Genomic DNA, 22,357 nt, shown 5'->3' with positions numbered 1-22,357 from the left:
TTTTTTATGTAAAAATGCCTTGTTACTTCATAATGGTGAACACGGTTTTAAGCGCGATTAGGATACCGATAACTAAAACCACATTTGATATAGAGGTTAGCATAAACGACTCCGGACCCCAAAAACGGATATAAACGCCCAATATGCCAATTATAATTGCTACGGTTAACATTAAATAGTGACGCGTATCGTTTGCGTGTTCTCTTGTGCTCATTGCTGATGTTGTTTTTTTGTAGTGCCAAAAATAGGAATGTTTACCCAAAATAAGTAAGGCATTGTAAAGTTTTTTTTATCCCTTATTTACATCGCAGCTATTGCATTCTTTTTTTTGAAGTACTTGTACAACACCCATATGGCAATTGCCGCTACTGCAAACATCCACAGGTTGGCCATGGCTATTACCGCATCAATAAAAATACTCCAGCCGTTTGCCAAAGCGTATCCCAAACGGCCAAAAAACGGCAACTTAAAATTCGACGGATCGTCGTTCACCACCACTTCGCGAGCTATAGTGTTGCTTTGGTAAAAGTTAAGGCCAACGGTGCTGTATTTAACGGCGTTATCAATGCGTTTGTTATCTATCTGCTGGTCTATCAAATCGTCTTTCAGGTTCATTACATCGGCAGGGTTCTTAACCTTTATTATTCCCTTTTTTTGTTGTGCAATAAATTCCGACCGGCTTAAAAATTTCATTTGGGCCGCTAGGTAATCCAGCGCTTTATCTTCAATATCCATATTGCGGCTATTTACATATACGGCCATGCCGCCAACCTGGTTTAAAAATGCATCAACATCGCCCGATGGTATCCTAACCACCATATCGGCATTGGTTATGCACGATGATATGAGCATAACCGAATCGCTACCCTGGGGTACACGCTCGCTCCTGCCCGTATATGCTTGCATGCTGTGGTGCATTACCATGCCTTTGTACTTAGCGGTAAGCGCGGTTATACTTTGGCTTATGCTTTTAACATCCTTTACCTTAAAGTGCATATTGGCGGTTTTCACCAGTTTAACCTGTTTAGCCGCCGTATCCAAATTGGATATTGCCGCAGTAGTATCTGCCGACGAAAGTTCCGAATGCGATTTACTGCCACTGCAGCCGGCCCAAAAAATTGTGCATAGCAATCCCATACAAGCAAAGTGTTGTTTTTTCATGATTTATTAAGTTTTTATGGTTTAGTATTAATGCGGTAACACCACAAAGGTGACCGTGCAAAAGCCCTTCGTAACTTAATTAATACAAAACGAGGCTTTTGTATTTTGTTAATTACAATACCATAAGCGGTATAAAATTGAGCTACCTTCATGCTACCAATTATATTGCTATGAAACCACTTATACACAAACGCCTGTACGTATTGGGCTTATTTTTTGCTTTTATGCTATTAGGCATCATTGCGCAGGCGCAAACCTATACGTATAAAATTGATGCCGAGGCCTTTGGCGATAACTCCGGGCATTGGTATGGTATTTATGATAAGGCCAACATCATTAACCCGCAACCCGGCAGGCCCCGGTACAAACGGGCAGATATTGTACAGGTGGCCGATAACATTTTGCTATTCCAAAAAAACAATGGTGGCTGGCCCAAAAACTACGATGTTTTTGCCATACTTACCGATGCACAAAAAGATAGTGTGATAGCCGCAAAAAACATTTTAAATACCACTTACGACAACAACAGCACCTACACTCAAATTATTTGCCTGGCCAACGTTTATACCCAAACCAAAATTGATAAGTATAAAACAGCCGCCATAAAAGGTTTAAATTTTGTTTTGGCTTCGCAATACGGCAATGGGGGCTGGCCGCAATATTATCCGCTCGAATCAAACTACAGCCGTTGTATTACCTATAACGACGGCGTTTTTGAAGGTATTATTGAGATGCTGTACGATATAAAAAACAACAAACCCGAATATGCCTTTATTGATACCAAACTACGCACAAAGCTGCTTGCCGCTTATGATAAGGGTTTAGATTGTATATTAAAAACGCAAATAAACGATACCGGCAAACTAACAGCCTGGTGCCAGCAGTATAACGAGGTAAAACTTACACCGGCCTGGGCCCGCAAGTTTGAGCCACCCAGCATTTGCAATGGCGAGAGCTGCGGGATAGTACTTTTTTTAATGCAACTGGATCATCCATCTAAAGCAATTATCAATGCCGTGCAAAGCGCGGTGGCCTGGTTTGAGGAATCGAAAATTTACAATACACGCGTTAAAACCATTGCCGCCCCGCGCGAGGTTACACCGTTCCGCGTTTCAACAACGGATAAGATAGTGGTAACTGATTCTGCTGCGCCGCCCATCTGGACGCGCTATTATGAGTTAAAAACACATGTGCCCCTATTTTGCAATCGCACCAGCGCACTGGTTTATAAATTAGCTGACGTTACCCGCGAACACCGCGACGGTTATGGCTGGTACACTTACAACCCGCAAAAGGTACTTAACAGTTACCACCAGTGGCAACAAAAATGGGCTCCCGATAATGATGTATTAAAGAAATAGGGCTCCGCGCTATCGCAGCCAATATTATATTTGCTGTGATGATAATACGCACAGCTACCCTGGCCGATGTGGCCGGCATTATGCAACTTGTTAATAACGTTGTGCCGGCCATGCTTGCGGCAGGCAATTTTCAGTGGGACAGCACTTACCCAAACCCTGCCGTTTTTGAAACCGACATTGAGCTTAACCAATTATGGGTTGCCCAAATTGATAATGCTATTGCAGGCGTAGCTGCCATTACCACCCAGCAAGATGCCGAATATGCACAAGTTGGGTGGGATATTAGCGAAACCGCCGTGGTAATACATCGCCTGGCGGTACACCCGCAATACCGTGGCAAAGGCATAGCCGCCGCCCTGCTTAAACAAGCCGAGCAAGTGGCCCTTAGTATTGGCACAACTATTTTACGAGTTGATACCAACAGCAACAACGCAGCTACGCAAAAACTTTTCCCTAAACTTGGCTATGTGTTTGCAGGCCACATAAGTTTAGCCTTTAGGCCCGGTTTAAATTTTTATTGTTATGAAAAAAGGCTTGTGTAATACCTGCTTGGTTACTTAATCTTTTCAGCTATCTTTAAATTACAAATGCAAACACACATGCGCAACAAAACTATCGCTATAACATTCATTGCTTTTACATTATTAACCGCTTCGTTAAAGGCGCAAAAGGCCCCGCGGCCATCAAACTTTATTGCCGACGGCAAATTGTGGAGCAGCCTTTGGCAGCAAAAAGCCGCCGAGTACAGGGCACTTTGTTTCCAGGCCTATAATATTGCCCATTTTAGGGTTGAGCAAACCCAGTTGCAAAGGTTTGATAAACCGCTGGCCATAGTAACCGATATTGACGAAACACTTTTAGATAACAGCCCCAACTCGGTACACCAGGCCCTTTTGGGGAAAGATTATGAGGCTGCCGCCTGGAAAGTATGGACAGCAATGGCCAAAGCCGATACCGTGCCCGGAGCCCCTTCATTTTTAAAATACGCGGCAACAATGGGTATTACCGTATACTATATTACCAACCGCGAAGAAAGCGAACGCGCAGCTACGCTTAAAAATTTGCAAAAGTATAACTTCCCCAATGCAGATAGCGCGCATTTGCAGATGCGACAAAACACATCAAGCAAAGAGGCACGCCGCCTTGAGGTAGCCCAAACGCATCACATTTTATTATTGCTTGGCGATAACCTGGCCGATTTTTCGAGCCTGTTTGATAAAAAAACGGTTGACGAGCGCCTTCAAAATACCAATCAACAAGCGGCTATGTTTGGCAAGCAATTTATTATTATACCTAACGCCAATTACGGCGACTGGGAAACCGCGCTATACAACTACAATTACAAACTAACGCCTGCCGAAAAAGAGGCTATCTATAAAAAGAATTTAACAAACCAGGATTAAGCTTTGCAAAGGCTTAGTTACTATAATCCATTAATTGATTATTTGCTGACAAATAATTGCCAATTCAACTGTTATTTTGTTAAAAATAAATAACACACTGTATGGAAAATAAAGTATGGTTAATAACCGGTTGTTCAACAGGTTTTGGGCGCGAATTGGCCAGTCATGTTTTACAATTAGGTTACAAAGCCGCTGTTGCTGCCCGTAATATTGCCGATGTTAAAGATATTGTTGAAGCCTATCCGGATACGGCTATTGCTGTAAAGCTGGACGTTACCAAGCCCGATGAGATTAAAGCATCGGTTGAGCAAACCGTTGCCAAATTTGGGCAAATTGACGTACTGGTTAACAATGCCGGTATTGGATATTTTGGTGCGGTTGAAGAAAGCGAAGAAGACGAAGTACGCCGCATGTTTGAGATTAACTTTTGGGGATTGGCCCACATGACTACTGCTGTATTACCCTTAATGCGCGCCAAACGCAGCGGCCACATTGTAAACATAGCATCAATAGGCGGCCTGGTTGGCTTTCCGGCTGTTGGGTTTTACAATGCTACCAAATTTGCTGTTGACGGATTATCAGAATCGTTAGCTAAAGAAACAGCGCATTTGGGTATCAAGGTAACGGTAATTGCGCCAAGTGGTTTCCGCACAGACTGGGCGGGCCGGTCGGCAAACAACAGCAAAATTATAATTGACGATTACAGCGATAGTGCCCATAAAAATAAAGCCGCCATTCGTGGTTACAGCGGCGCCCAACCCGGCGACCCGGTACGTGCCGCAAAGGCCATAGTTGCCGCCGTTGAAAGCGAAACTCCGCCACTGCGCTTGTTACTTGGTGCAGCCGCCTTAAAAGGCGCCCGCAATAAACTAACAGAGTTAAAAAGAGATTTTGATACATGGGAAGCCACAACTATTGGTGCTGATTTCCCGGCGGGAGAGTAACACCAAGCTAACGCATCTAAATGCGTAGTGTTTAAATACATTGGGCATTACAAGTGAGATAGTCACAATTTAATCTGACAGTTACAATAATTTAAAACACGTAACAGAGATTAGTATTATGACAACCCAAGCAAAGATCATTAAAAACAAGATGGGCATATTGGAGCTTGCCCAGCATTTAGGAAACGTATCGCAGGCCTGTAAAGTGATGGGCTATTCGCGAGATAGCTTTTACAGATTCAAGGAACTTTACGATCAGGGCGGCGAACTGGCCCTTCAGGAAATCAGTCGACGGAAGCCGATCTTCAAGAACCGTGTAGAAGAGCATGTAGAAAAAGCTGTTGTTGAGATGGCGATAGATCAGCCGGCCTTAGGTCAGTTGAGAGTATCTAACGAGCTTAAAAAGCAAGGTATATTGATATCTCCCGGAGGTGTAAGAAGTATTTGGTTAAGACACGATCTGCAAACTTTTAAGCTTCGTTTAAAGGCATTGGAGGCCAAGTCGGCACAGGAAGGATTGGTCTTAACCGAAGCACAGGTAGTTGCGCTGGAGAAGGCTAAGGAAGAAAAGAAAGCGCATGGCGAAATAGAAACACACCATCCCGGCTATCTGGGTGCGCAGGACACTTACTATGTCGGTAACATTAAAGGTGTTGGCCATATTTATCAGCAAACATTTATCGATACTTACGCTAAAGTGGCCTTTACTAAGCTATATGACCGAAAGAATGCATTGGTTGCAGCAGAGATGCTTAATGACAAAGTGGTGCCGTTTTATGAGCAGCATGATCTGCGCCTGCTTCGGATATTGACCGATAGAGGAACCGAATATTGCGGGTCAAGAGAGCAGCATGAGTTCCAGTTATACCTGGCCATTGAAGACATAGACCATACCAAAACAAAGGCTAAAAGTCCACAAACCAATGGAATCTGCGAGCGCTTTCACCGCACTATCCAAGATGAGTTCTATGCTATTGCTTTCCGAAAAAAGATATACCGTAGCATAGCTGAATTGCAGGCGGATCTGGACAGGTGGATGTACAATTACAACAATGAACGGACGCATAGCGGAAAATACTGCTTCGGTAAAACACCTATGCAAACACTGATCGACAGCATCCCATTGGCACAGGAAAAGTTATTGGAGAGGCTCGCCGAAGACCAGATTCTTCAGAGCCCTCACAAAAAGGGCTCAGAAGAATCTGAGTCAGTGCATTTGGAAGAGAAATGGTTACATTCACAAATCACATCTGACAACTTATAAAACAACACAACTGTCAGATCAAATTGTGGCTATTTACACGGATGTTGTTTGGCTATTTAACCTTACAACAGGGTGCTTAATTGTTTTTACCAGCACCTAAGCATCAAAGATGCCGGAGTTAACATCATCTTCGGCATCTTTAATGATGTCTCTAATCACTGTATCTAATTCTATTGCCGAAATATCCATATAACCCAATATTTCTGAAGTGCGAATAGCGTCTTCGGGCGTGGTAATAAGCAAGTTAACCAAACCCATAATACGCGTTAGCGGTGCCCTTACAATGTGCGATTGCGTCCACGATATTTTTTTGAGTTTTTTGTTTTGATTTTCTATCGCGTGTATGTAGTTGCGGCGCGCAGTAACATCCCTTTCAATGGAGATAAAATAAATAATTTTACCCTCATCGTCTTTAATAGGCGAAATAGTTTTGTCGTTCCAAAAAAGTGTTCCGTCCTTTTTATAGTTGAGGTGTTCACCTTTATAAATATCGCCCTTTCGCAAAGTTTCCATCAATTTAGCAGCCTCTTCCATATCTGATTCGGCCCCATAAAATGTTCTGACATCCATTCCAAACAGTTCATTTTTACTATAGCCAGTCATCTTAGAGAAAGCTTCATTTGCGTAAATTATCTCCGGAGTGCGGTCAACATCCAAATTAGGAATAACTATAAGCACCGCGTCGGTAGCGTTTGTAATAATCAATTCCATTAATTTCAGCCAGGCTTCGCGTTCCTTGTGCACAGTCATATCCTGCATAGACGAGATTATTCTTATTGCCTTTTTATTACTATCCCGTTGTATAAACGATCTGTATAAGATATACTTATAATTGCCATCATAACATCTCAAACGAAATTCAATTTTCATTTGCATCGTTTCACCGGCAATACTTTCACATATCGTTTTTTTAACCTGTTGCACATCGTCGGGATGTATTTTATCAAACCACCAATTTTCATCAGTCCCTACCTCTGCATTTTTATACCCAAACACCTGGTAAATGCCATCGTTATATACTCTTGTATCCTTTTCTATATCCCAATCGCAAACGGTGTCGCATGTGGCTCTGGCAACCATCTCAAACCTATCGTTACTTAATTGCATACCATTAAAAATAAGTGGCAAAAGCACCGCTATTATCGTACTTACAACAATTAGGTTTATTGAAACCGCAACCCAAGCGCCAACTGTATATTGTTGAAAAATGGAGTTTGGCACAAGATTAAAATAAATGGCAAGGCCAAAGGCAACACAAATAATTGTATTGATAACAACGCTTACGTAGGCTTTATGGTTAGAGAAGATGAGCAGGCAAAACACAGTAATAACCAGCAGATATAACAACCCCGGACCGAACGACCCCAGGTAGTATATTAAGATAGCTGCCATAACGTACAACAATGCGATGAAGAAAATTTTTCGGACATGCACCTTTAGTTTACTATTAACAGAAATAAAGAATGCCAGAAAAAGCGCGGCTATATCAATAAAACCTAAGCCCGGTATATCCATTTTAAACGACATGAAGATACCCGGCACTACCGAAACTACACTTAGCGGAGCAAAGTAAAACATGATATTGCAAAACAACTTGCTGCGCCAATAGGCCAAACCGTTAATGTTTGCATCAACAACAAGGCAGTTACTGGTAATAAGGCGTTTATACTGGTTCCAAAATCTCATAGTTTAATCAGGATTATAACTATAAGTAAGGTATACGTATGATAAAACAATTAGTTGTATTACAATATGCACTAAAACCAAAAAAGCCCCGAAAAACGGGGCCTGTATAATTAGGTTTAAAGCTGGAAAGGCTTTTTTAGTTGCCGGATAATGCTGCGGCACCGCTCACAATTTCGGTAAGCTCGGTAGTAATGGCGGCCTGGCGTGCCTGGTTGTATGATAACTTTAGGTTACGCAACAGTTCGCCGGCGTTATCGGTAGCTTTATCCATAGCCGTCATCCGGGCACCATGCTCAGATGCATGAGAGTCAAGCACGGCTTTGTATAGCTGTATTTTGATATTTTTAGGAATAAGTTGTTCTACAATCTCCTCTTTTGAGGGCTCCAATATATAATCAACATTGGCCACAGGCACAGCCGATTTTATAGATTCGGATTTTACGGGCTCCTTTTTTTCGGCCTTGGGTACCGGTAGTAACTGCTCAGATTTTAAAATTTGCATTGCTGCGTTTTTAAACTGATTGTACACCACTTCAACGCGGTCGTAATCGCCGTTTACAAAGCCCGTCATGATGGCTTCGGTAACCTTAGATACGTTTTCGAAATTTAAGGCATTAAACAATTCGTTATGGTTACCAATAACATTGTATTTACGCCTGGTATAAAATTCTTGCGCCTTTTTACCAATACCTACTATAGAAACATTGCCTGCTTTGAATTGCGCGCTATATTTTTCGGCAATTAAAATGTTAGCCGTTTTTATAGCGTTGGCATTAAAAGCACCGGCCAAACCACGGTTTGATGCAACAACAACAATTAGCACACGCACGGGCTCCCTATCTTTTAAATACGGCGACGAGCCTTCTTCAATACTTGCCGATAGGTTGGCCAGTATATCGTTAAGCTTGTTAGCATATGGGCGCAATTGTACAATAGCATCGGTTGCACGCTTTAGCTTTGCCGCCGAAACCATTTTCATGGCCTTGGTGATTTGCTGCGTTGATTTTACGGAGGCTATCCTGTTTCTTACTTCTTTTAAGTTTGCCATTCTTTTTTTGGTATCAAGTAGTTAGTATCAAGTATCAAGTACTTTGATTTTCATCTTGATACTTGATACTCGATACTCGATACTAAATAATTAATATTTTCCAGTCAAATCTTTAGCTACCGCTTCAAGTACGCTGGTTAAACTATCATCAAATTTACCGGCCTTTAGGCTTACCAATACTTCTGGGTGACGTAGTTCTAACTGGCTTAAAAAGTCGGCTTCAAATTCTCTAACTTTATTGATAGGCACGTTACGCATCAGGTTTTTAGTACCGATGTATATAATGGCTACTTGTTTTTCTACAGCTAAAGGCGAAAACTGGCCTTGTTTTAACACTTCAACGTTACGGGCACCTTTATCTAAAACGGTTTTGGTTGATGCATCCAAATCTGAACCAAATTTAGAGAAAGCCTCTAACTCGCGGTACTGAGCCTGATCTAACTTTAATGTACCGGCAACCTTTTTCATTGATTTGATTTGCGCATTACCACCCACACGTGATACCGAAATACCTACGTTAATAGCCGGGCGAACACCTGCGTTAAACAAGTTAGACTCCAGGAATATCTGCCCATCGGTAATTGAAATTACGTTGGTTGGGATGTATGCCGATACGTCGCCGGCCTGAGTTTCGATGATAGGCAATGCTGTTAAGCTGCCACCACCTTTAACAATATGTTTGATTGACTCTGGCAAATCGTTCATGTCTTGCGCAATGCTATCAACCGAAACGATTTTAGCGGCACGCTCTAACAAACGGCTGTGCAGGTAAAACACGTCGCCAGGGTAAGCCTCACGGCCCGGTGGACGGCGCAACAATAACGACACTTCGCGGTAAGCTACGGCTTGTTTTGATAAATCATCATAAACAATTAAAGCAGGCCTTCCTGTATCGCGGAAAAATTCGCCTATTGCAGCACCTGCAAACGGAGCAAAAAACTGCATCGGGGCAGGGTCTGCCGCCGAAGCTGCTACAATGATAGAGTAAGGCATGGCGCCGTTTTCTTCCAAAGTACGCAGTATGTTTGCTACTGTTGAGTTTTTTTGGCCAATGGCCACATATATACAATAAACCGGCTTGCCGGCCTCGTAAAATTCTTTTTGGTTAATAATGGTATCAATACAAACGGCGGTTTTACCGGTTTGCCTATCGCCAATAACCAACTCACGCTGGCCACGGCCAATAGGTATCATGGCATCAATAGCTTTAATACCTGTTTGTAAAGGCTCGGTAACCGGCTGGCGGTAAATTACACCGGGGGCTTTACGCTCTAAAGGCATTTCGTAAGTGGTGCCGGTAATTGGGCCCTTACCATCAATAGGCTGGCCAAGCGTGTTAACAACGCGGCCAAGCATACCTTCACCTACTTTAATAGATGCAATTTTGCTGGTACGTTTAACAGTATCGCCTTCCTTAACACCATCGCTTGCGCCAAGTAATACAACACCAACATTGTCTTCTTCCAAATTCAATACTATACCTTGCAAAGCGCCGTCAAATTCAACAAGCTCGCCAGATTGTACTTTGGTTAATCCATAAACACGGGCAATACCATCACCCACCTGGAGTACGGTACCTACTTCTTCTAATTCAGATGCTGACTTGAAGCCCGACAATTGCTGACGCAATATTGCTGAAACTTCGTCTGGTCTTACCTCTACCATTTTTTTTATTTTAGAGTTTTGTTTTTACTATATATTAAACTGCTTTCTGGGCAAATTCTGTTTTCAATTTCTTTAAGCTGCTGGCTATGCTGGTATCAACCTGCCTATCGCCAACGGTTAAAACAAAGCCGCCTATTAAATTAGGGTCAACCTTGGTTTGCAGTACAATGTTACCACCAATTTCGGCCTGTACCAAAGCCGCAATTTGTTGTTGGTTTGCTGCCGATAAAGGCGTAGCCGATGTAACTAATGCCTTAACAATGTTATTTTTGGTATTGTATTGGTTGATAAACTCTTGTGCGGTGTAATATAAAACTTCGCCGCGGCTTTTGGTTATCATTATTTTAAAAAACGCTATAGTAGCTTTGCTAACCTTAGCACCAAAAATAGCTTCAAGTATTTTTACTTTTTTATCGTGCGATATAATAGGGTTGCGCAAAACCGTGTATAACTCGTGGTTTTGTTTTACAACATCTATAAAAAGCTCCATATCGTTTTTCACCTGCTCGAGGATGTTCTCCTCCAGCGAAAGGTCGATAAGCGATTTGGCGTACCTGGCTCCTACTGTTAATTCTGACATTTTTTTCAGTCTATAGTCTTTAGTCCGCAGTCCAGAGTCTTCAAATCAAAAGTCATCGTCTACAGACTTCTGACTCCCGGCTCATGACTCATGGCCTGGTACTTAATTTAATTTCACATCCTTTAGCAAATCAGCAACTAGCTCGTCCTGTTTATCTGCTTTTTCAAATTGCTTGCGCAAAACCTTCTCGGCAATCTCGATAGATAGTTCGGCAACCAGCCCTTTAACTTCGGCCATAGCTATTGCTTTTTGGCTGTCAATTTCCATGCGTGCCTTTTCAATCATCTTGTTACCTTCTCTCAGTGCCGATTCTTTTGCTTCGCTCACTATCTGGTCTTTCAAGTGTTTGGCTTCGCGCAAAATCAAATCGCGTTCGGCGCGGGCTTGCTTCAGTAAAGTATCGTTCTCGGCGGTTAAGCGGGTCATCTCTTCTTTGGCAGCCTCTGCTTTAAGTAAAGCATCTTCTATCGAACGCTCACGTTCGTCGATGGCAGCCATAATAGGTTTCCACGCAAACTTTGCCAGGATGAAGAACAGGATAAGGAAAGCTACGCTTGTCCAAACAACAAGTCCAAGATCGGGGGTAACTAATGGATTCATATTTGTTTATTAATTATGCTCGTAATTCAATTTTTAAAAACTGTACCTGTCGCCAATCGCTTCAAGTACAGTTTTTGTTTTTTTAAGGGTTGATTATTTCAATCCCAGGAAAGACACAACCACACCGAATAATGCAGCACCCTCAATAAGAGCGGCAGCAATAATCATGGCAGTTTGAATTTTACCGGCAGCTTCTGGCTGACGAGAAATACCTTCCATGGCTTTTCCACCAACCTGACCGATACCGATACCGGCACCGATAACTGCTAAACCTGCACCTAACGCAGCAATACTTCCAAACATGTTTTTAAATTTAAAGTGAATATAGTATATATAATTAATTACAAACTTTTAGTGGTGATGCTCTTCAACAGCGGTGCCAATAAACAATGCTGTTAACAAAGTGAAGATAAAGGCCTGCAACAAGGCAACCAATAACTCCAAAACATCCATAAATACAACAAACGGAACCGATACTATTGATACAGCCGCTGCCTTGAACACAAATATCAGGGATATTAAGCTCAACACAATAATGTGGCCCGCTGTAATGTTAGCGAATAAACGTATCATTAAAGCAAACGGCCTTGAAAATATACCCAACAACTCAACAACCCACCACAAAGGCCATAACCAAATTGGTACATCGCCAGGGAAAAATATGTGTTTCCAGTAGTGTTTGTTGCCGTTAAAGTTTACTACCAATAAAGTAACAACAGATAGTACCAAAGTTACCGCAATGTTACCTGTTAAGTTAGCACCTCCGGGAAAGAAAGGAACCAAACCGATAAGATTATTGATCCAGATAAAAAAGAACACGGTTAAAAGCAATGGCATAAACCGTTGATATTTGTAGCCGATGTTAGGGATGGCAATATCGTCGCGAACGAACATGATAACCGGCTCTATGAACGATTGAAAACCACGGGGTGCCTTACCAACTGTTTTTTTGTATGCCGATGCCACGCTGAGGAAAGCGATAAGCAATACAATAATAGATAACCATAACGATACAATATTTTTAGTTATGGATAGATCGGTAAAATGGCCTTTGAAATTAAAGATTGTTTTACCCGGCGTTTTATTACCGCTATCGTCAACAACGTTAACTTTATCGTCAACTAAAGCGTAGGTATAGTACTTCCCTTTAAAGGTTTGTTTACCATGATCGAGCTTGCCTGACGAAAAACATTCTAAACCTTTATCGGTAAACAAAATAACCGGCAAAGCCATGTACGAGTCTCCACCAAAGTGAATGTAGTGCGAGTCGGCAATGTGTTCAAGGATGGTTTCGCTAGGGTTAAACTCCTTTTCGTTTTTGGTTTTTTCGGCCTCCAACCGTACTGTACTATCCTGTACTGCGGAAGCTTTTGCAGTTGAAAATGCCAAAAAAACGGCGTAAATCAGCGTTACGATGATTTTTTTTGAGTTCAAAAAGTGGCTAAAATTCATTTATAGCGAGTTTCTTACTTAAAATTTGAGTTGCGCAAGTTACTCAACAAACTATAAACTTCAAAGACAGTATTTAATAAATATAAATAAAAAAAACAGCCCAAAAAATAAACGTGGTTTACGTGGTTTTTATGCAGGTAAGCGAGGGCAAAACCAAGGCATAAAAGTATTTTAACCGTGGTACCTATTAAAAACACCTGGGCCGCCATTGCCTGGCTTTTTTGGTTGGTTATAATAACGGCAATGCAAACCATAAAAGTAAGCGCCGAGAAAAAGAAAAACATTACACCAAATTTATTAACCAGCACATTGCCGTGCCCGGTGTAGTAAACCAGGGCCGGAGCCACCGCAACCACCAACGTAAATACCAAAAACGAAATAACAAAACGGTTTACGGCACTCATTGCTTTAACGATTTTATTACTATATATAATGATACAAACACGCCTGTTAATGATAATAAAGCCGTTACCCATTGTGTTTTATGGCCGGCATACTGGTCTATTTTATAGCCTGCAAAACAAAATACTCCAATTATTACAATCATTTGTATGCCAATACCGCTATATTTAGCATAATTACTAGCGGGCCTGTTATTGTTATCCGGAGGGTTTGTTGGTGACATCCGTCAAAATTATCTAAATCAATTTGAATAATGTAAAAAATTGAGGCTAAACAATTAATATATCAAATATATTTGCTAAACATTTTGTTACTCTAACTAAACTGATATTGAGACTACCAATATATAAACCTGTAAAAAACCTTTATTTTGGACTATTGGCATTGCTGTTGGCCGGTTGCACGCTGGAGAAAGAGAGCAGGTTTAACCGTGCTATGCAAAACCTTACGGCGCATTACAACATCCTGTTTAATGCTAACGAGATACTGGCGCAAAAACAAGCCGCCTATGCGGTATCATACGTTGATGCTTACGACAGGTTTTTAAGCGTTTACCCGGATACTACGGCTAAAAGCGCAACCGCCGATAAAATGCTGGAGCAGGCCATAACCAAAGCTAACACCATTATTGCCAATAAAGAGCAAAGCCATTACATTGCCGATGCCTACATGGTTTTGGGCAAGGCCAATTACATGGAGGCCAACTTTTTTAACTCGATAGAGTTTTTAAACTATGTGATACAAACCTACCCGCGCCAAAAAAGCATGGTGCAGGATGCCCGTGTATGGAAGGCCCGCGCTTTAATGCGCATCAATCAGTTAAGCCTTGCCGATACTACTTTAGATACGGCACTGGTTAACATTTTCCCTAAGCAACAAAACATTGCCGATGTTTATGCTACCAAACTACAGTACGACCTTTATACCGAGCATTACAAAGATGCCGAGCTTATGGCAAAACAAGCCATCCGCTACAGCCATGATATTACCCACAAGCTGCGCTGGACGTTTATTTTGGCCCAATTACAGGAGCATAACCACAAGCCCGATGACGCTGTTTTAAATTATACCCGCATAGCAAACAGCAACGCGCCCTTTGAGATGGCCTTTAATGCCAGCCTTAACCGCATACGCATACAGGAAAAACAAAACGGACAAAAAATTAACCGCCTTGATGCTTTACGCCGATTATTGAAGGATGACAAGAATGTTGATTTTATAGACCAGATTTATTACCAGATAGGCGAATTGTATTTAGCACAGGGTAATATTAAGGAGGCCATTAAAAACTTTAAATTATCTATCCGCAAAAGCACAAAAAATCTCAATCAAAAAGGGTTGTCGTACCTGCGCATTGCCGATATTGATTTTAACAACCTGGCCGATTATCAGGGTTCAAAAAAGTATTATGATAGTACGCTGGTTAGCCTTTCGCCAAATTACCCCGGTTACCAGGCCATTTACAAAAAGGCCGCCAACCTGCAATTACTAACCGACAGGCTGCAAATTATTGCCCGCGAAGATACCCTGCAAATGTTGGCCAAAATGGACGAAGCTGCTCGAGGAGCTAAAATTACGGCCATGGTAAACGCGTTAATTTTGCAGCAACAAACCATAAGCAACAATACCAACAATGCCTTGAGTAACAGCGGGGCGTACACAAACCCTAACCAACTTAACGAGCCCGGAGGTTCTAAAGGTGGAGGCCCGGGTGGTTTGCCAAGTAGCAGTACCGGAGGCGGCGGCGCAGGTGGTGGCACTGTTAGCGGCAACTTTTATTTTTACAACACCAGCGCCGTTAGCCAGGGTTTTACCGATTTTAAAAGGGTTTGGGGAAACAGGCAACTGGCCGATAACTGGCGCCGGAGTGTAAAATCGGGCAGTGAAACTAATAATGTACAGTTGGCTGCAACCCTGCAAGATTTGAATTCTATGGCCTATTCAAATCAATCGCAAAAAACAAATGATAACGTTTTATCAACCCGGCTTCAGCAAGATATATTGCAAAGCGTGCCGCTTACCCCGGCTTTAATGCAGCAATCAAACACCCGCATTTTAAATGCTTATACCGATATTGCCAATTTTTACCGCGACATACTGGACGATAAAAAAGAAGCTATAGTTACTTACGAGAAGATATTGGCCCGTTTTCCGGATAACATTAATATCGCATCGGTATATTACAACTTGTACCGGCTTTACAGCGATATTGACGCGGCTAAATCCGATTATTACAAAAATTTGATCCTCACCAAATATCCCGAATCAAACTTTGCGAAGGTTATTCTGGACCCGGATTTCAATCAAAAGCTGAATGATAAAAACGCCGAATACACAGCCTTCTACAACCAGTTGTTTGACCAGGTTTACAACCGCAAATATACCGAAGCTGCCGCACGCGCCGATGAACTGCTGCAACAATACCCTGGTAACAGTTTAAGTCCACAGGTTTATTACCTGCGCATGGTTGCTTTGGGTCACTCGCAAACTATCGAACCCTTCCGTAAAGAGCTGCAGGAGATTGCCGATAAATTTCCGGACGACCGGCTAATAACGCCACTGGTAAAATTGCACCTTTTATTTATTGATGCCAACCAGGCCGATATGCAGCAACGCAACCCGGTATTAACCGATAGCGACCCTAACGAGATAGCCTTTTTGCTGAGGCCAATTCATGTTGATAATACCTATATACCAAGGCAGCAGCCTATAGCCAAAACGCAGCCTGCCGTGGCTAAACCCGTTACACCAATCGTTAAAAAACCAGTAACCCCAATAGCCGTCAAACCCGTTGCACCAACGGTAGCAACTGTTGTTACGCCGCCAGTGGTAAATGCCGCCAAACCAGCCGAGGTTGTAAAAGAGGCACCTTCTATATTTAACATGAAGGATAGTACCGAGTACTTTTTTGTTATCAACGTAAATACGGCTACTACCAGTATGGCATCGTCGCGGTTTGGTATAGGGCAGTTTAACAGGGCCAACCTGCCGCCTAATACCACCATTAAACACCAGTTAAAACCCGTTGCCGATCATCAGCTTATATACGTTGGCCGCTTTGGTAGCCTGGCTACCGCTAAAGATTACGCACGTGCCATTGCGCCCCTACTGCCCGATATTATGAAGGTAACGGCAGATAAATACAACTTTTTTATTATTACCCAGGAAAATCTGGATAAATTAGCTGACAAGAAAACTTTAGATAGCTATTTTGACTTCTACCAAAAACATTATTAACCCATGTGGATTAAAACCGAAAATAATAAATTAACACCCCAGGATATTAGGCGATACAATTGGTTTGTATGGAAATTTATAGGTGCGTGTTTTGCATTTGTTGTTATCATTATATTGCTTACCGCGTTTGAGATATTTGGCAAACTGCCGTCGTTCCGCGATCTGGAAAACCCTAAAAGTAACCAGGCTACAATTGTTTTATCGTCGGACAAGCAAGAGCTGGGCACTTACTACGTAGAAAACCGGTCGAACGTAAATTATAAGGATATATCGCCCAACGTTATTAACGCTTTGGTTGCGACTGAAGACAAGCGTTTTTACGACCATTCGGGTATAGATTTTAGCCGCATATTTACCATTTTTATTCATAACCTATTTGGAAGCAAACAAGGTGGCAGTACCATAACGCAGCAATTGGCACTTAATTTATTTTCGGAAAAAGGGCGCGAGCATAGCTTTATTAAGCGTTTACCTCAAAAATTAAAAGAATTAATAACTGCAGTTAGAATTGAGCGCCGCTACACCAAAGAAGAAATTATCACCATGTATTTAAACACGGTTGATTTTGGCGCCTACAGTACCTTCGGCATTAAATCGGCAGCACGTACTTATTTTAATACCACTCCCGATAAGCTGTCGCCAGACCAAGCTGCACTGCTTGTTGGCATACTTAACGGCACAGGCAAATATTCGCCAATACGGCATCCCGATAAAGCCCTTGCACGCCGTAACCTGGTTTTAACCCGTATGGCCGAAGCCGGGTATTTGAGCAGCGGACAGGCCGACGAATTTAAATTAAAACCCCTTAACCTTGATTTTAGACCGGTTGACCATAATGAGGGCCTCGCCACTTATTTTAGGGATTACTTAAAAAGAGACGTACAAAAGATATTTGAAGAAAAATCAATAGACAATAATGGCAAACCTTATGACCTTGACCGCGATGGACTGAAAATATATACCACCATTAACGCCACCATGCAGGAGTATGCCGAAGAAGCGCAGAAAGAGTACATGCGCATTTTGCAAAACCAGTTTAACCAACACTGGAAAGGCATAAGCCTTTGGAAAAGCATACCTACCTTTAAGGCCCTACTTGATGCCGGAATGCGCCGCAGCGACCGCTACCGGGAGTTAAGAGCGGAGGGAAAATCGGACGAGGAAATTAAGGCGGATTTTAATACACCCACCAAAATGAATATTTTTACCTGGAAGGGCGATATTGATACCACCATGAAACCCATCGACTCGATTGTGTATTGCAAAATGCTTTTGCGCAATTCGTTAATGAGCATGGACCCTACCACAGGCTACGTTAAAGCTTGGGTGGGCGGCATTAACTTTGAACATTTTAAGTACGACCAGGTAAAGCAAGGTATGCGCCAGGTTGGCTCCACAGCCAAGCCGTTTACTTATGCTGTAGCTATCGAAAACGGTTACTCGCCTTGTATGGTTATCCCTAACGTGCCCGTAACTTTCCCTGATGGTTATACTCCCGCATCCGGCGATACCCGCGCCGGCGACTTAACTTTGCGCCAGGCACTGGGATGGTCGCAAAACTGGATAACTGCTGCTTTGCTTAAAGAGGTTGGCGTACCTGCTGTTGTTGAACTCACCAAAAAAATGGGAATTACCAGCCAGATAGAGCCTTACCCATCGGTATTTTTGGGTCCGTTTGATGCTTCGGTGTTTGACATGACGGGCGCCTACTCGGCATTTGTTAACCACGGATTATGGACTGAGCCTACTTACCTTTTACGCATTGAAGACCATAACGGCAACGTACTTTACGAAAATAAACCCAAAGTGGCCCAGGTATTAAACGAGCAAACCGCCTACGTAATGACCTACATGCTTAAAGGTGTTATTGAAGACGGAACGGGCACACGTTTAAAATATCGCTACGGCTTAAACAACCCTATTGGCGGCAAAACCGGCACAACGCAAAACAACTCCGACGGCTGGTTTATTGGCATTACCCCGCAACTGGTTACCGGTGTGTGGACAGGCTGCGAAGACCGCGATATACATTTCCGCTCAACATCGTTAGGCGAAGGCGCTAACTCGGCACTGCCCATTTTTGCCATGTACATGAAACGTGTATACGCCAATACCGACCTGGGTATTAAAAAGAATGTTGATTTTGACCAGCCAAAAACGCCGTTAACTATTACTTTAGATTGCAATGCCTACCAACCTGGAACAACGGAGGCTGATAAGAAGTTGAATTTTTAGAGGGGAAGTATTCTCACCTTCTCATTGCAAGCGATAGCGTGGCAACCGCACATAAGCCAAGCCCATATTGAGGGTGAATATTATTGCCTCCGTGCGGTTGCTTCGTTCCTCGCAATGACAAGATTTTTGTAATTTCAATTACACATATCCTGCGGGATAACCTTGGTTATTTTAACTATCTTTTTTATTACGATAATGCTGTCATACTGGGCATCAAGGGCATCGGCTTTGGTGGCTTTTATTTTGTCGCCTTCAACCTCTACATACACGGGTTCGTAAGGTTTTTGGAAATTTAGTTTAGCATATTCCTGCTCAAGTCCTGCTTTATCGGTGGCCCAAAAGTCGGTTCCGGTTTCGCAGTCATTAAACGATTTTTCCTGCGGGCCAAATTTATAAACCCCTTTGTAAACAACACCGGAAGTACTTTTTTTATCGGAACTACCACAGCCTACAGCCAGCGACAGGAGTAGTAAACAAGCGGCAGATAATTTTAATTTTGATTTCATAGGCGCACAAATTTACAAATCCTGTTTGATTTCGTCTAATCCTTGTACGCTAACCCTTGCGCTAATTGCTGCCGCTATTACCGATATAACCGTTACGGTAAAAAAAACAAGCAATACGTTGCTAAATTGCAAATCTACCGGGTAAGCATCAAGCACGCTGGTTGCACTGCCCATTTTTATCAAGCCAAACTGCAATTGCGCCAGGCAAAACAGCAAGCCAACCGCAATGCCACCAAAACAACCTATCCACGAGATTAACATACCTTCGAAAAAAAAGATGCCCTGTATCAGCATCCGGCCTGCACCCAGGCTGCTTAAAATGGCAATATCTTTACGTTTATCCATCACCAGCATGGTTAGCGAGCCTACTATATTAAAAATAGCAATGATGAGTATAAACGTGAGGATGCAAAAAGTTGCCCCTTTTTCGAGGTTTAAAATACGGTATAAAGCTTCGTTTTGCTCGCGCCGGTTTTTAATGGTGAACGCGGGCCCGGCCTTTTGCCGTATTTCCTGCTGCATTTTATCAACATCGGTGCCGGGTTTAAAATTAAGTTCGAGCGACGATACTTCTACCGGTTGCTCCAGCAAAGCGCGGGTGAAGGATAGCGGCGTGATTACGATGTTATCAAAATCTTGCTGAATGGAAAATACGCCCGCCGGGTAAATGCTCTGTTGCACAAACTCATCGGCTGGATTAATTGAGTTTACTACGTTGCGCTTTGGCGAATAAACCTGCAAAGCGGTAAACTGATCGTTAATGTTTACCGACAGGGTTGATTGTATAATACTGCCTATTACTGCCGAGGGCTGGTTGTGGGCGTTGAGTTTAAACTTACCGGCTACGATTATCTTTTGCAGATCGGTGTTGTTTAAAAATTCGGTGCTAACACCTTTAACAATACAAATGGTTTTGCGGTCGCCGTAGGCTATCAGGGCCTTCTCTTCAAGCACCTCTGAAAACGAAAACAAGGCGGCATTTTTATGAAGCTCGTTAAAATAGGGTTGGTTGGGGTTAAAGGTTTTGCCCTTTACAGGCTCAATTTTTATTTGCGGACTAAAATTATTGAACAGCTCGATAATAACTTTCTCGAACCCGTTAAAGCCCGATAGTATAATAATGAGCGCCGCGCTGCCAATAAAAACACCCAGCATAGATATGCCCGATATAATATTAATGGCATGGGTACTTTTTTTTGAGAAAAGGTATCGCCGGGCTATATAAATAGATGTATTCAATTGCGGGCGGGGTTAATCAATTAAAAAAGGGTTGTTTGCCTTTTCAAAACCAATGGTGGTATCCTCGCCGTGGCCTGGATATACAATACAGTTATCGGGAAGGGGCAACAGCTTTTGCTCTATGTTAGTTATCAGTGTTTTAAAATCGCCACCGGGTAAATCTGTACGGCCTATACTGCCGCGAAAAAGCACATCTCCGGCTATTAAAAAGTTTTCGGCAGGGGCATAAAAACACAAGTGAGCAGGCGAATGGCCCGGTGCAAATATTAACTCCAGGGTGCTATTGGCTAATTTAATGGTTCCGGTTTCTTGTAAAAAGGTATCGGGCATTGGACCAAGTTCATAACGCATACCAAACTGGGCGCCGCGTGTGGGGGCATCGTTAAGTAAAGGTAACTCGCCTTTATGAAACTGTGGCTTTAGGCCGTATTGATCGAAAACAAATTTATTACCCAAAACATGGTCGATGTGGCAATGGGTTGCCAGCAGCATAACGGGCGTTAATTTGTGTTGCTTTATAAAGTTAACCACCGCGTTTTGCTCGGCAGCGGTGTACATGCCGGGGTCAATAATGGCGCAATCGCCACCATCCTCAAAAACAATATAAGTATTCTCCTGGAAAGGATTGTTAGGAAATGCCTGTACTTGTAACATGCATCAAAAGTAAACATTTACACAGGTTTGTGATGTAATGTTATTTCTGTTTAATTAATTTATATCTAAGATCGCCAAAGTTTAATAAAGTTGAATCGGCATTATAATCGATTTTAAATAGTTTTAAAGTGTCGGCATCAAACCGGTATGCAAAATCGGCAGACACATTGGTGTATAAATCAAAAATAATGTCGTCGATGTTATTTCCCGGACCGGCAACAAAATCGGTATTCACATCATATTTTGCAAAACTTAAAAAACCGGATATTTTACCATCGTCAGTAAAATTGACTGTGGATTTGTGCCCGTTAATATCAATCAACTCGTATTTGCCGGTAAATAGCTTTTTATTGGTAATATAGTCTATTCCGTAACCTGCATCAGTGCTAGATGTTGATCTAACCACCCGGGTATAAATAACACTATCTATTATTTTGTTGCGTTTATTGCAATGATACAGTATCAAACTTGTATCTGCGCCTTTCGTACTATATCCCAATTCGTAAAAATTTATTTGATTTTCGTAGTCGGGCAAATTTGTTTTGAGGGACGTTGGTTTTAGTCCCAGTTTAAAAAATACGGTAAAATCACCCCCCTCATGGTTGTTCAAACTATATCCGGCCATAATACTATCTTTTTTTAAGTTATTCAATTTAACGATTATGCTCGCAACGTCATTCAATTTTGCCTGTGATTGATACGGCGATCGCGTTTTTACAATTGAATTAATGTAAACCTTTTTAACCCAGACCCCTTCAATCATCGGCATAAACCTCTTGCGTAGATCTTCTGTCTCTTTTACTAAAGTTGCTTTACTTGCGGCAGAATCGGATTGAGTTACGGTTGAAGCGGTTCTACTTTTGCACGAAAAAAGCAAGAGCATAGCCATTGGCAAAAGGTAAATATTTTTCATTGATAAG

22 protein-coding genes are annotated in these 22,357 nt (G+C 42.2%); 7 read left to right on the top strand and 15 right to left on the bottom strand.

Annotated features, from left to right (window positions below; genetic code table 11):
* Window positions 1-22: 22 nt before the first annotated feature.
* Together BDD43_RS08970 and BDD43_RS08965 are read right to left on the bottom strand one after the other, a co-directional pair.
* Window positions 23-214, bottom strand: coding sequence for a hypothetical protein (locus BDD43_RS08970; protein ID WP_121201938.1), 192 nt, complete (start codon window positions 212-214; stop codon window positions 23-25).
* Window positions 215-300: 86 nt separating this feature from the next.
* The gene (locus tag BDD43_RS08965) at window positions 301-1,161 is read right to left on the bottom strand and encodes a DUF4349 domain-containing protein (RefSeq protein ID WP_121197361.1); all 861 of its coding nucleotides are present in this window, start codon (window positions 1,159-1,161) and stop codon (window positions 301-303) included.
* A gap of 170 nt (window positions 1,162-1,331) precedes the next feature.
* Between BDD43_RS08965 and pelA the strand changes: the two genes are divergently transcribed.
* From pelA to BDD43_RS08940, 5 genes are all read left to right on the top strand, one after another.
* On the top strand, window positions 1,332-2,522 hold the full coding sequence (gene pelA, locus BDD43_RS08960) for a pectate lyase (RefSeq protein ID WP_246001503.1): 1,191 nt from the start codon (window positions 1,332-1,334) through the stop codon (window positions 2,520-2,522).
* A 38-nt stretch (window positions 2,523-2,560) separates the two neighbouring features.
* Window positions 2,561-3,064, top strand: coding sequence for a GNAT family N-acetyltransferase (locus tag BDD43_RS08955; RefSeq protein ID WP_121197360.1), 504 nt, complete (start codon window positions 2,561-2,563; stop codon window positions 3,062-3,064).
* Window positions 3,065-3,109: 45 nt separating this feature from the next.
* Window positions 3,110-3,925 (top strand): 5'-nucleotidase, lipoprotein e(P4) family, encoded by an 816-nt coding sequence (locus BDD43_RS08950; RefSeq protein WP_246001502.1) that lies wholly within the window; start codon window positions 3,110-3,112, stop codon window positions 3,923-3,925.
* A 101-nt stretch (window positions 3,926-4,026) separates the two neighbouring features.
* A complete protein-coding gene (locus tag BDD43_RS08945) occupies window positions 4,027-4,869 on the top strand; it encodes an oxidoreductase (RefSeq protein WP_121197358.1) in 843 nt (280 codons plus the stop codon).
* A 118-nt stretch (window positions 4,870-4,987) separates the two neighbouring features.
* Complete coding sequence (locus tag BDD43_RS08940; RefSeq protein WP_121197357.1) at window positions 4,988-6,133, top strand: IS481 family transposase; 1,146 nt, start codon at window positions 4,988-4,990, stop codon at window positions 6,131-6,133.
* A gap of 96 nt (window positions 6,134-6,229) precedes the next feature.
* Here BDD43_RS08940 and BDD43_RS08935 read toward each other — a convergent pair whose 3' ends face one another.
* The 9 genes from BDD43_RS08935 to BDD43_RS08895 form a co-directional block, all read right to left on the bottom strand.
* Window positions 6,230-7,819 (bottom strand): PAS domain-containing protein, encoded by a 1,590-nt coding sequence (locus BDD43_RS08935; RefSeq protein ID WP_121197356.1) that lies wholly within the window; start codon window positions 7,817-7,819, stop codon window positions 6,230-6,232.
* 136 nt (window positions 7,820-7,955) lie between these two features.
* A complete protein-coding gene (gene atpG / locus BDD43_RS08930) occupies window positions 7,956-8,867 on the bottom strand; it encodes an ATP synthase F1 subunit gamma (protein ID WP_121197355.1) in 912 nt (303 codons plus the stop codon).
* Between the two features lie 90 nt (window positions 8,868-8,957).
* Window positions 8,958-10,532, bottom strand: coding sequence for a F0F1 ATP synthase subunit alpha (atpA, locus tag BDD43_RS08925; RefSeq protein ID WP_121197354.1), 1,575 nt, complete (start codon window positions 10,530-10,532; stop codon window positions 8,958-8,960).
* 34 nt (window positions 10,533-10,566) lie between these two features.
* Window positions 10,567-11,112 carry an ATP synthase F1 subunit delta gene (gene atpH / locus BDD43_RS08920; protein WP_121197353.1) on the bottom strand — a complete coding sequence of 182 codons (546 nt, stop codon included), beginning with the start codon at window positions 11,110-11,112 and terminating at the stop codon, window positions 10,567-10,569.
* 102 nt (window positions 11,113-11,214) lie between these two features.
* The gene (gene atpF, locus BDD43_RS08915; RefSeq protein ID WP_121197352.1) at window positions 11,215-11,712 is read right to left on the bottom strand and encodes a F0F1 ATP synthase subunit B; all 498 of its coding nucleotides are present in this window, start codon (window positions 11,710-11,712) and stop codon (window positions 11,215-11,217) included.
* Between the two features lie 93 nt (window positions 11,713-11,805).
* On the bottom strand, window positions 11,806-12,015 hold the full coding sequence (gene atpE, locus BDD43_RS08910) for an ATP synthase F0 subunit C (RefSeq protein WP_121197351.1): 210 nt from the start codon (window positions 12,013-12,015) through the stop codon (window positions 11,806-11,808).
* 48 nt (window positions 12,016-12,063) lie between these two features.
* Window positions 12,064-13,164, bottom strand: a complete 1,101-nt coding sequence (atpB, locus tag BDD43_RS08905; protein ID WP_121197350.1) for a F0F1 ATP synthase subunit A — start codon at window positions 13,162-13,164, stop codon at window positions 12,064-12,066.
* 14 nt (window positions 13,165-13,178) lie between these two features.
* A complete protein-coding gene (locus tag BDD43_RS08900) occupies window positions 13,179-13,568 on the bottom strand; it encodes a hypothetical protein (RefSeq protein WP_121197349.1) in 390 nt (129 codons plus the stop codon).
* Window positions 13,565-13,789, bottom strand: a complete 225-nt coding sequence (locus tag BDD43_RS08895) for an AtpZ/AtpI family protein (protein WP_121197348.1) — start codon at window positions 13,787-13,789, stop codon at window positions 13,565-13,567. The genes BDD43_RS08900 and BDD43_RS08895 overlap by 4 nt, the downstream gene beginning before the upstream one ends.
* A 107-nt stretch (window positions 13,790-13,896) precedes the next feature.
* Here BDD43_RS08895 and porW point away from each other — a divergent pair, with 107 nt between their 5' ends.
* On the top strand, window positions 13,897-16,803 hold the full coding sequence (porW, locus tag BDD43_RS08890; RefSeq protein ID WP_121197347.1) for a type IX secretion system periplasmic lipoprotein PorW/SprE: 2,907 nt from the start codon (window positions 13,897-13,899) through the stop codon (window positions 16,801-16,803).
* A gap of 3 nt (window positions 16,804-16,806) precedes the next feature.
* Complete coding sequence (locus BDD43_RS08885) at window positions 16,807-19,038, top strand: transglycosylase domain-containing protein (protein ID WP_121197346.1); 2,232 nt, start codon at window positions 16,807-16,809, stop codon at window positions 19,036-19,038.
* 134 nt (window positions 19,039-19,172) lie between these two features.
* Here BDD43_RS08885 and BDD43_RS08880 read toward each other — a convergent pair whose 3' ends face one another.
* Genes BDD43_RS08880 through BDD43_RS08865 form a run of 4 tightly spaced genes read right to left on the bottom strand, consistent with a single transcriptional unit; the run spans window position 19,173 to window position 22,350 of the window.
* The gene (locus tag BDD43_RS08880; protein ID WP_121197345.1) at window positions 19,173-19,544 is read right to left on the bottom strand and encodes a hypothetical protein; all 372 of its coding nucleotides are present in this window, start codon (window positions 19,542-19,544) and stop codon (window positions 19,173-19,175) included.
* A gap of 12 nt (window positions 19,545-19,556) precedes the next feature.
* A complete protein-coding gene (locus BDD43_RS08875; RefSeq protein WP_121197344.1) occupies window positions 19,557-20,783 on the bottom strand; it encodes an ABC transporter permease in 1,227 nt (408 codons plus the stop codon).
* 12 nt (window positions 20,784-20,795) lie between these two features.
* Window positions 20,796-21,437 (bottom strand): MBL fold metallo-hydrolase, encoded by a 642-nt coding sequence (locus tag BDD43_RS08870; protein ID WP_121197343.1) that lies wholly within the window; start codon window positions 21,435-21,437, stop codon window positions 20,796-20,798.
* Between the two features lie 40 nt (window positions 21,438-21,477).
* Window positions 21,478-22,350, bottom strand: a complete 873-nt coding sequence (locus BDD43_RS08865; RefSeq protein ID WP_121197342.1) for an META domain-containing protein — start codon at window positions 22,348-22,350, stop codon at window positions 21,478-21,480.
* Window positions 22,351-22,357 lie beyond the last annotated feature (7 nt).

Source organism: Mucilaginibacter gracilis, from assembly GCF_003633615.1.
In the GTDB taxonomy this organism is placed as follows: Bacteria; Bacteroidota; Bacteroidia; order Sphingobacteriales; family Sphingobacteriaceae; genus Mucilaginibacter; species Mucilaginibacter gracilis.
The sequence above is the reverse complement of the archived record's forward strand: the minus strand, read 5'-3'. Positions and strand labels throughout refer to the sequence as shown.

Coding starts and splice junctions, on each gene's coding strand:
- BDD43_RS08970 (WP_121201938.1), bottom strand. CDS start 214: ATGAGCACAAGAGAACACGCAAACGATACGCGTCACTATTTAATGTTA.
- BDD43_RS08965 (WP_121197361.1), bottom strand. CDS start 1,161: ATGAAAAAACAACACTTTGCTTGTATGGGATTGCTATGCACAATTTTT.
- pelA (WP_246001503.1), top strand. CDS start 1,332: ATGAAACCACTTATACACAAACGCCTGTACGTATTGGGCTTATTTTTT.
- BDD43_RS08955 (WP_121197360.1), top strand. CDS start 2,561: ATGATAATACGCACAGCTACCCTGGCCGATGTGGCCGGCATTATGCAA.
- BDD43_RS08950 (WP_246001502.1), top strand. CDS start 3,110: ATGCAAACACACATGCGCAACAAAACTATCGCTATAACATTCATTGCT.
- BDD43_RS08945 (WP_121197358.1), top strand. CDS start 4,027: ATGGAAAATAAAGTATGGTTAATAACCGGTTGTTCAACAGGTTTTGGG.
- BDD43_RS08940 (WP_121197357.1), top strand. CDS start 4,988: ATGACAACCCAAGCAAAGATCATTAAAAACAAGATGGGCATATTGGAG.
- BDD43_RS08935 (WP_121197356.1), bottom strand. CDS start 7,819: ATGAGATTTTGGAACCAGTATAAACGCCTTATTACCAGTAACTGCCTT.
- atpG (WP_121197355.1), bottom strand. CDS start 8,867: ATGGCAAACTTAAAAGAAGTAAGAAACAGGATAGCCTCCGTAAAATCA.
- atpA (WP_121197354.1), bottom strand. CDS start 10,532: ATGGTAGAGGTAAGACCAGACGAAGTTTCAGCAATATTGCGTCAGCAA.
- atpH (WP_121197353.1), bottom strand. CDS start 11,112: ATGTCAGAATTAACAGTAGGAGCCAGGTACGCCAAATCGCTTATCGAC.
- atpF (WP_121197352.1), bottom strand. CDS start 11,712: ATGAATCCATTAGTTACCCCCGATCTTGGACTTGTTGTTTGGACAAGC.
- atpE (WP_121197351.1), bottom strand. CDS start 12,015: ATGTTTGGAAGTATTGCTGCGTTAGGTGCAGGTTTAGCAGTTATCGGT.
- atpB (WP_121197350.1), bottom strand. CDS start 13,164: ATGAATTTTAGCCACTTTTTGAACTCAAAAAAAATCATCGTAACGCTG.
- BDD43_RS08900 (WP_121197349.1), bottom strand. CDS start 13,568: ATGAGTGCCGTAAACCGTTTTGTTATTTCGTTTTTGGTATTTACGTTG.
- BDD43_RS08895 (WP_121197348.1), bottom strand. CDS start 13,789: ATGTCACCAACAAACCCTCCGGATAACAATAACAGGCCCGCTAGTAAT.
- BDD43_RS08885 (WP_121197346.1), top strand. CDS start 16,807: ATGTGGATTAAAACCGAAAATAATAAATTAACACCCCAGGATATTAGG.
- BDD43_RS08880 (WP_121197345.1), bottom strand. CDS start 19,544: ATGAAATCAAAATTAAAATTATCTGCCGCTTGTTTACTACTCCTGTCG.
- BDD43_RS08870 (WP_121197343.1), bottom strand. CDS start 21,437: ATGTTACAAGTACAGGCATTTCCTAACAATCCTTTCCAGGAGAATACT.
- BDD43_RS08865 (WP_121197342.1), bottom strand. CDS start 22,350: ATGAAAAATATTTACCTTTTGCCAATGGCTATGCTCTTGCTTTTTTCG.